8 protein-coding genes are annotated in these 9528 nt (G+C 67.4%); 7 read left to right on the forward strand and 1 reads right to left on the reverse strand.

Annotated features, from left to right (window positions below):
- Positions 1–474 precede the first annotated feature (474 nt).
- On the reverse strand, positions 475–2379 hold the full coding sequence (locus tag IEY14_RS25510; RefSeq protein WP_308422084.1) for a putative bifunctional diguanylate cyclase/phosphodiesterase: 1905 nt from the start codon (positions 2377–2379) through the stop codon (positions 475–477).
- A 338-nt stretch (positions 2380–2717) separates the two neighbouring features.
- Here IEY14_RS25510 and IEY14_RS25515 point away from each other — a divergent pair, with 338 nt between their 5' ends.
- The 7 genes from IEY14_RS25515 to IEY14_RS25540 all read left to right on the forward strand — a co-directional run.
- Positions 2718–3008: an STAS domain-containing protein gene (locus IEY14_RS25515; RefSeq protein WP_210318591.1), complete on the forward strand. Its 291-nt coding sequence runs from the start codon at positions 2718–2720 to the stop codon at positions 3006–3008.
- Between the two features lie 28 nt (positions 3009–3036).
- A complete protein-coding gene (locus tag IEY14_RS25520) occupies positions 3037–3405 on the forward strand; it encodes a response regulator (RefSeq protein ID WP_188913643.1) in 369 nt (122 codons plus the stop codon).
- Between the two features lie 4 nt (positions 3406–3409).
- On the forward strand, positions 3410–3919 hold the full coding sequence (locus IEY14_RS26270) for an Hpt domain-containing protein (RefSeq protein WP_308422085.1): 510 nt from the start codon (positions 3410–3412) through the stop codon (positions 3917–3919).
- 53 nt (positions 3920–3972) lie between these two features.
- A complete protein-coding gene (locus tag IEY14_RS25525) occupies positions 3973–5415 on the forward strand; it encodes a chemotaxis protein CheA (RefSeq protein ID WP_308422086.1) in 1443 nt (480 codons plus the stop codon).
- 10 nt (positions 5416–5425) lie between these two features.
- Entirely contained in the window at positions 5426–5914 is a 489-nt protein-coding gene (locus tag IEY14_RS25530; protein WP_188913645.1) for a chemotaxis protein CheW, read from the forward strand.
- A 62-nt stretch (positions 5915–5976) separates the two neighbouring features.
- A complete protein-coding gene (locus IEY14_RS25535; RefSeq protein ID WP_244639682.1) occupies positions 5977–8058 on the forward strand; it encodes a HAMP domain-containing methyl-accepting chemotaxis protein in 2082 nt (693 codons plus the stop codon).
- Between the two features lie 218 nt (positions 8059–8276).
- On the forward strand, positions 8277–9528 hold a 1252-nt coding region (locus IEY14_RS25540), incomplete at its 3' end, for a HAMP domain-containing methyl-accepting chemotaxis protein (RefSeq protein ID WP_188913647.1).

Here is a 9528-nt window from a genome sequence, read left to right on the forward strand (position 1 = left end):
TCCAATTGTCAAAGAACACGGCAGAACAAATAACCGCCGTCATACCCCAAGCAACTCACGCCGCCAGAGCGTCCACTTCACCCAAGCGCCCAAGCGCCAGATCCGTGATCCTGCCGACCGGGCATCACCGCCGCCCGAACCGCCAAACCAAGGTCACAACCCCGATCCAGCCTTCCTGGCAACAACCCCAATCCAGACCAAACCCAACCGGGTCTACCCTGTCTTAGGAACGAGCCGTCCGGCTCGCCGGCGACGCCCTCGCCGTCGATGACCGCGATATAGGATGCCTCACCCGGCGATGTCAACGCGCTTTTTGCAGAAAAACGCATCCAGGGGATTTTTTCGGAATTCCGCCCAAGCCGCTGAAAATTCAACCGCTTTGGCTGTCACCCCCTTGACACGTGACCGAATCAGCAATCGCAATGCGGGTGTTCCGGTAGTCCTTCCCCGAGGGTCGCGGACTGGTTCCTCACTCTATCCTATGCGTCGGAACAGGACGTCCGGGCTTGGCGCCGCGCCTTCGCCTCGGCCGACGGTCGCCACGAAAGGCAGGACGCGCTCGCGCGTCATCGGCCGGGAGAAGAGATAGCCCTGCCCCTTGTCGCAGCCATGGGCGACGAGCCAGGCGCGCTGGATCTCCGTCTCGATGCCCTCGGCCGTGACGCGCTTGCCGAGCTTGCGGGCGAATTCGATCGTGCCGTCGACGATCGCCTCGCAGACCGTGTCGCGGCCGATGCCGTCAACGAAGGACTTGTCGATCTTCATCTTGCCGAAGCGGCGATCGCGCAGATTGGACAGGGACGAATAGCCGGTGCCGAAGTCGTCGAGCGCGATGCCGACGCCAAGCGTCTTCAGGTCGCCGAGCGAGCGCTGCGTGGTCGTGTCGCCGTCGAGCAGCGCCGTTTCGGTGATTTCCAGCGTCAGGCGGCGTGGCGGCAGGCCGACCCTGGCCAGCGCGCTCGCGACATCGAGCGCGAAGCTCGGATATTTCAGCTGCAACGGCGACACGTTCACCGCCACCATCAGATCCGCCGGCCAGGTCGCGAGATCGGCGAGTGCCTGATGCAGGACCCAGAGGCCGATCTCGCGCATCAGCCCGGTCTCCTCGGCGATCGGCACGAAGAGATCGGGCGGCACGGCGCCCTTTTCGGGATGCGTCCAGCGCAGCAGGGTCTCGAAGGCGACGATCCGGTTCGCGCGCAGGTCGACGATCGGCTGGTAGACGACATGGAACTGGCCGCTGGCGAAGGCGGTGGCGAGATCGCCCTTGATCGTGTTGCGGCGCCGGACACCGTCCGCCATCTCGTCGGAAAAGACGCGCGCCGTGTGGCGGCCGCTGCTTTTCGCCTCGTAGAGCGCGATGTCGGCCTGTTGCAGCAGCTGGGCGAGCTCGAGCCCGTTCCTCGGCGCGATCGCCGTGCCGATGCTCGCCTCGATCATCAGGCTGCGCCCGGCGATGGCGAAGGGCTCGGCGAAGAGCTTCAGCAGATCGTCGGCGAAACCCGCCTGCGCCGCGTCGTCCCGTCCCCCGGCGCAGACGGCGAATTCGTCGCCGCCGAGCCGGGCGACGCAGTCGCGCGTCGTCGCGAGCTGCCGCAGCCGGCGGCCGACCTCGGCGAGCAGGAGGTCGCCGAACCAATGGCCGAGCGTGTCGTTGACCGACTTGAAGTCGTCGAGGTCGATATAATGGATGGCCGTGGTCAGCGGCTCATCACCTTCCAGCATCTCCGACGCGCGCAGCTCGAAGGCCAGGCGATTCGGCAGGTTGGTGAGAATGTCGGTATAGGCGAGACGCTCGATATGGGCCTGCGCCTCGTGATGGCGGAAGGCGATGAGGCAAAGATTGACGCAGGCGGCGACGAGGCCGCGCTCCGCCTCGCTCGGCGCCCGCGCCTCCCGATAATAGAGCGAGAGCGTGCCGAGCACGCGCCCGTCCTCCGTCTTGACCGGCGTCGACCAGGAGGCCCGGACGCCGAAGTCGCGGGCGATGGCCTGGTGATCGGCCCAGAGCGGATCGGTCTCGATATCGACCACCACGACATCCTCGCCGCGAAAGGCCGCCGTGCCGGAACTGCCCGCCCAAGGGCCGATGGCGAAGCCGTTCAAGGCGACGGCATAGCCGGCCGGCAGACTGGGCGCGGCCAAGGGATGGAGCAGTCCCTCACGATCGACGGCCAGAATCGAACAGATCGCGCCCTCCGTCAGTGTCTCCACTTGCCGGCACAACATCTCGGCCACGGCGGGAAGTTCTCGGTCAAGCGCGATCGCCTCGAGAATCTCGTTCTGCATCAGGAGGAGAGAATGAGGTCCGACCAGCATTCCGAAAGACTCTGAGAGTGGGAGTCCCGGAATAGCAGCCACGGGTTTAGGAACTCTCATCGCGGGTACGGCGAACTTGCGCCATCGCGATCGTTCTTCCGCAAGACGATAAGGGGAGCCCGGTCACGTTGGCTCTACCGAAGGGCCTCGACGGGCGCGCCAGAGGGCCGGTTCCGATGCGGCCGGGTCCCGGCAGGGATCGAACAGCCGAGCCTCCCCACGACCCATGCGCGAACTTTCGTTCGAGATCGCCTGAGCAATTAAGGCTTTTTTTCGTTGTTTGGCGCATCCATAGCGCGAGGCGACGATGTGTCGCTGGGAAGTTCTTTCGTCAGCCAAACAGGGGCGGAAATCCTGCGAAACGCCGTTCGGCGTTTCGCATGCTTTCCGATGTTCAAATGACTTCCGAAGCTCAAGTCCTGCGTTTCGATCGGTCTTGCACGATCGTCGAAGCGGAATCCCTTCGCGCGATGCTGCGCGATCATCTTGCCAACCATCCCGCGAAAACCGTGCATCTTGATCTCTCCGCCGTGGAAGAGGCGGACGTGACCTTGGTGCAGAACCTGATCGCGGCCCGGAAATCGGCCGAAGCCCAGGGCGCGAGCGTGACGGCGGCGCTTTCGCCGGCCGTGGCCGAGCTGCTGGTCCGAACCGGGCTCGCCGGCTGGCCGGCCGTGGCCGCCGCCTGACGCGTCCCGAGGTCCAAGAGGAACTGCCATGGGTAAACCCGTCCTTTGCGTCGACGACTCGGCGAGCGTCCGCCAGATGGTGTCCTTCACTTTGGAGACCGCCGGCTATTCTCCCCAGACCGCCGTCGACGGCGCCGACGCCCTCGAGAAGCTCAAGGGCGCCCGCTTCTCCCTGATCATCACCGATCTCAACATGCCCAATCTCGACGGCATCGGCATGATCCGCCGGATCCGCGAGATGCCCGACCATGCGGGCGTGCCCATCGTCATGCTCACCACCGAGTCGGACGAGATGAAGAAGGCGCAGGGCAAGGCCGCCGGCGCGACGGGCTGGATCGTCAAGCCCTTCGATCAGGCCCGCCTCATCGCCGTCGTCAACAAGCTCATCGGGAGCTGACGCCATGAATGCCGGCAACGCCGTCGAAACCTTCCTCAACGAAGCCCGCGATCTCCTGGAACAGCTCGAGGCCGCGCTCCTCGATCTCGAGGCCCGGCCTGACGATGCGGAACTCATCAACACCACCTTCCGTGCCCTGCACACGCTGAAGGGCTCGGGCGGGATGTTCGGCCCGCCCGACATGGCGGCCTTCGCCCATCGCCTGGAGGACGCCTTCGAGAAGGTGCGGCGTGGCGAGGCGCCGCTGACGCCCCAGCTCGTCGGCGTCCTCCTCGCCTCGGCCGACCAGATCCGCCGTCTCCTGTTCGAATCCGGCGCCGATCATTCGGCGACGAGCGCGGACCTCGTGGCGGCGCTGGCGGCCGCGGTCGGCGACGTGCCCGCGGCGAGCGCCGCGACGCCCGCTCCGCCGCGACCGCCGCCCCGGCGCCGGTCGCGGCGGCGCGGCGCTTCCGCATCACGCTGCGCCTGCCGCCGAACGCCCTTCTCTTCGGCACCAACCCGCTGGCCCTGATCGACGAGCTGCGCGATCTCGGCCCCACCGAGGTTCGGGCCCTCATCGACGAGGTGCCGGATCTGGCGCTCCTCGTCGCCACCGAACTGAAGCTCGGCTGGCAGATCACGGTGGAAACCGGCGCCGGGCGCGGCGCGATCGACGACGTCTTCATCTTCGTCGACGAGCCGGGCGCCGTTCTGATCGAGGAGGAGGAAGCGCCCGCCGCGCCGGCGCCAGAGGCGCCCGCCGCGCAGGCCGTGGCATCGGTCCCGCCGCCGGCTCCGACCGCCGCACCGGCCAAGCCCGCCAAGCCCGCCGAGGCGCCGCGCGGCGACACGAAGGCGCCGGCCGCAGAATCCAATGTCCGCGTTTCGGCCGCCCGTCTCGACACGCTGCTCGATCAGGTGGGCGAGCTCGTCATCGCCCAGGCCCGCCTGTCCGCCCTCGCCCACTCGCGCCGCGATCCCGCTCTCACCGCCGTCGTGGAGGAGATCGAGCGCCTGTCGAGCGATCTGCGCGACTCGGCGATGGACATGCGCATGCTGCCGATCGACTCGCTGTTCAGCCGCTACCGCCGCGTGGTGCGCGATCTTTCGGCCGATCTCGGCAAGGAGATCGACCTGATCCTGTCCGGCGAGGATACCGAGCTCGACAAGACGGTGCTCGACCGGCTCGGCGACCCGCTCGTGCATATCATCCGCAACTCCATCGACCACGGCATCGAAAGCCAGGAGAAGCGGCTCGCCGCCGGCAAGCCGAAGCGCGGCGCGCTTCGCCTGTCGGCCCGCCAGGCGGGCACGGAAGTGATCATCGCCATCGAGGACGACGGCGCCGGGCTGAACCGCGCCCGCATCCTGGAAAAGGCCATCGCCGCGGGCGTCGTGCCGGAGGGCACCGTGCCGCCGGACCGCGAGATCGACGAGCTGATCTTCCATCCCGGCCTCTCGACCGCCGCCAGCGTCTCCAACCTCTCGGGACGCGGCGTCGGCATGGACGTGGTGAAGCGCACGATCGGCGAGCTGCACGGCTCGATCGAGATCGAGACCGAGCCCGGCCGGGGCACGCGCTTCGTGCTGCGCCTGCCGCTGACCCTCGCGATCATCGACGGGCTCCTGGTGCGGGTCGGCGAGACGAAATGCATCCTGCCGCTCGCCAGCGTCGAGGAATGCGTCGAGTTCGCCTCCATCGAATGCCGCACCTCCTCGGGCCGCAACTTCGTGGACATCCGCAACACCATGGTGCCGATCATCTGGATGGACCGGATCTTCGGCGGCGCGACCGGCGAGTCGGGCATCGTCGTCGTCGCCTCGGCCGATACGGGCCGGATCGGCGTCGTGGTCGATCAGGTGATCGGCCAGCATCAGACGGTCATCAAGCCGCTGTCGCCGCTCCACCGCCAGACGCCGGGCCTTGCCGGCGCGACGATCCTCGGCGACGGCTCGGTGGCCCTCATTCTCGACGTCAACCCGCTCGTGCGGCATGCCGGCGCCAGCGCCGACCGCCTCGCCGCCTGAGGAGAAGGCCATGTCCGACGCTTTCGAAAGCCGCGAATCGCCGCAGGGCGGCGAGGACTATCTGACGGTCTCGCTCGACGACGACCTCTTCGCGATCCGGGTCGGGTCGGTGCACGAGGTGCTCGACCCGCCGCCGGTGACGAACGTTCCCAACGCCCCGGACTTCGCGCCGGGCCTCATCAACGTGCGCGGCAACATCCTGCCGCTCATCGATCTCCGCCGCCGCTTCGACATGCACCCGGTGCCCGACACCGAACATACCCGCGTCATCGTCTCGCGCATTGAGGCCGGCGGCGACGGCTTCTTCGTCGGCATCAAGGCCGACGCGGTGCACGAGGTGCTGGCCGTCGGCCGCACCGCCATCGAGCCGTTGCCCGAGAACGGCACGCGCTGGCCGACGCGCTTCCTGGCCGGCGTCATCCGCCACGAGAACCGCTTCGTGATCCTGCTCGATCTCGAACGTATCCTCGGCCAGTCCGACACGCCGTCCCTCCACTGATCTCTTCATCGTCCGTCTTCGCCGAGCCCTCCCCTCCCCGCCTCGAGCGACAGGAGACCTTCATGCGCGTCACCATCAAAACCAAGCTGATGGCATCCTTCGGTGCCGTGCTCGTCCTCCTGGGGACGGCAGGCTATTTCGGCGTCGCCAGCCTCGGCCGGACCAACGACGCGATGACCGGCTTCGCGAGCGGACCCTTCGTCCAGGTGGGCGACAGCATCGGCATCAAGCAGGACATCACCGACATTCGCCGAGCCATGTGGCGGCTGCTCATCAGCAGCGACCGGACGGTCAATGAACGTCTCAAGGCTTTGATCGCCAACGATTGGCACGATGTCGACAAGCGGATCGCCAATCTTACGAACGCGCTTCCCGAAGACCAGCGCGGCGAAGCCGCCGAGTTGAAATCGCTCGCCGCCGAAACCCAGCAGGTCGTGACGATGGCGCTCGACAAAGTGGATCGGGCGAATTTCAACGCCGGCAACGACGCCATCGTCGAGATCGGTCAGGTCGTATCGCCCCTCCTGGCCGTTCTCGAGAATTTCCGCGACGCCGATCGCGAGACCGGCGGCGCGACGGACACGATCGCCACCTTGGCGAGCAAGATCGAGGCCGCCCGCTTCGCGGCCGTCTCCGCCGTGGTTCTCAGCGACGATGCGGCCGTCAAGGCTTCCGCCGAGACGGCGAAGACGCTCGATACGGCCATTCGCGGCGAGCTCGACCGGATCGAAGCGTCGCCTGCCGGCCAGAGCAACAAAGCTCTCGTGCATAAGATGCAGGAGCTCTGGAACGCAGCCGCCACCGTGATGGGCCAACAGACGGATATCGGCCTGCGCAACGATTTCGCCGTCGCCCAGACCATCCTCAACGATCAGGTCGTGACCGCTGCCGATCGTTTCAGCAAGCGCCTGGACGAAATGAACGCCAAGGCCACCGAAACCGCGAGGTCCTATGTCGCCTCGGCACAAACCGCCTACGAATCGACGCGCCTGACCCTGATCGCGATCGTGATCGGCGCGGTTCTCCTCGGCGTCGCCGCCGCACTCTGGATGTCGATCTCGATCGCCCGGGGCCTCGCTCGCTCGGTGAAGCTTGCCGAGGACATCGGCGCCGGCGATCTGACGCAGACCGTCGAGGCCAAGGGCCAGGACGAGATCGGCGACCTCCTGCGCGCCATGAACGCGATGACCGACAAGCTGCGCGAGATCGTCTCCGACGTCACCGGCTCGTCCTCGCAGGTCGCCGCCGGCTCGCAGCAATCCTCGGCGACGGCGGAGCAGCTGTCGCAGGGCGCCACCGAACAGGCGGCGGCGACGGAACAGGCGTCTTCCGCGATGGAGGAGATGGCGGCGAACATCCGGCAGAATGCCGAGAACGCGACGACGACGGAGAAGATCGCGGCGCAGGCTTCCGGCAATGCGGAGAAGAGCGGCAAGGCGGTGGCCAATTCCGTCGAGGCGATGCGCACCATCGCCGACAAGATCCGCATCGTGCAGGAGATCGCCCGCCAGACCGACCTTCTGGCACTGAACGCGGCGATCGAGGCGGCGCGGGCCGGCCAGCACGGCAAGGGCTTCGCGGTGGTGGCCTCGGAAGTGAGAAAGCTCGCCGAGCGCTCGCAGACGGCCGCCGCCGAGATCAGCGAACTCTCGACCTCGACGCTGTCGATCTCGGAAGAGGCCGGCCGCATGCTGGAACAGCTGGTGCCCGACATCCAGCGCACCTCGGAACTCGTCGGCGAGATCTCGGCCGCCTGCCGCGAGCAGAATGCCGGCGCCGAGCAGATCAACCAGGCCATCCAGCAGCTCGATCAGGTGACGCAGCAGAACGCCTCGGCCGCCAACGAGATGTCGGCGACGGCCGAGCAGCTTTCGGCCGAGGCCATGCGCCTCAACGAACGGGCCGCCTTCTTCCGGCTGCCGGAGGGCGACGGTCGCACGCCGCCCCGCGCCACGGCCCGTCCGGGCTCCGAGCGCGACATCCACGCGCTCCAGGCGAAGGTCGGCCGCTTCGCGGCCGCCGCCCGCCCGGCGCCGAAGAAGCCCATCGCCTCCAAGCCAGCGCCCGCCGGTCGGAACGGGTTCGACCTCGATCTCGCCGGCGAGACCGAGGCCCCGGACGGCTTCGAGCGCATGAGCGCCTGATAGGCGGCGAATGCCGGTCCCGAATGTCCGGGACCGAAATCTCCCGATGTAAGCACTTCCTTAGCCGGCTTCGGGAATGATCGCGCAGATGGCGCCGGTCCTTCCCGCTCTTCGGAAGGCGCCACGGCGCGAGACGGTCCCGCCGAAGGACGCTTCCGCGTCCGGCGGACCTGCCCGACCAGTTTCCTTCATTCCCCTATATCCGTGAGTCCTCTCCCATGCGTCTGACCATCAAGACCAAGCTGCTGGGATCCTTCGGCGCCGTGCTCGTGCTCCTGGCCGGCGCCGGCTATGCCGGGATCGCGAGCCTGAAAGACAGCAACGACCGGATGACGGGCTTCTCGCAAGGTCCATTCATCCAGGTCGAGCAGGCGCTGCGCGTCCAGAACGGCGTGACCGACATCCGCCGTGCCGTGGCCCGCGCCGTCACCAACGGCCCCACCGAGGCGGAAAAGCTCGGCCACGACGTGGACGCGACCTGGAAGGCGATCGATGCCAGTATCGAGAAGCTGCTGGCCGCCATGCCGGAAGCCTCGCGCCCGAAAATCGACGAGTTGAAGGCGGCGCTCGCCGAGGTCAAGACGGCGGCGGCCGATGCCTTGCAGCTCAGCGCGAAGGTGGATCTCTCGATCGGCAGCACGCTGTTCGACACGACGCGCCCCACCTATGACGCCCTGCTCGCCAAGCTGGACGGACTGCGCACCAGGCTCGTCGCCGAGAACAAGGAAGGCGCGGCGGAAGCCATCGGCCATCTCCTGGAAGTGCAGCAATACATGCTTCGCAGCCGGATGCAGGCGGTCGCCGCCGTGACGCGCACCGACATCAACAAGATCCGCGAGACCGCCGCGACCTTCGCCGGCAACGATCCGAATCTGAAAGCCATGCTCGAGGCGATCGGCCAGATGCGTGCCGGAGCGATCCACGCGGACGATCTCGCGGCGATCCGAAGCGACTGGGACAAGTATTACGGCGAACTGCGCGCCTATGTCGATCGCGGCCTCGAGAACAATCTCAGCCGGACGATGGAGATCATCAATACCCGTCTCATCCCGGCCTCGCATAAGGCGGTCGAACGGATCGACGCGATGAACGCGGACGCGACGGCGACGGCCGTCGGTGCGGTCAGGGCCTCCGAGGAGACCTATGCCTCGACCCGCGCGATGCTGCTCGCTTTGGTGGTCGGCGCGCTGGGCCTCGGCGTCGCGGCGGCGGTCTGGATGTCGCTGTCGATCTCGCGCGGCCTCGCCCGCTCGGTGAAGCTCGCCGAGGACATCGGCGCCGGCGACCTGACGCAGACGGTGGAAGCCAAGGGTCAGGACGAGATCGGCGACCTCCTGCGCGCCATGAACGCGATGGGCGACAAGCTGCGCGAGATCGTCTCGGACGTGATCTCCTCGGCGAGCCAGGTCGCGGCCGGCTCGCAGCAATCCGCCGCGACGGCCGAGCAGCTGTCGCAAGGGGCCACCGAGC

This window comes from Aureimonas endophytica, assembly GCF_014642635.1.
Classification (GTDB): domain Bacteria; phylum Pseudomonadota; class Alphaproteobacteria; order Rhizobiales; family Rhizobiaceae; genus Plantimonas; species Plantimonas endophytica.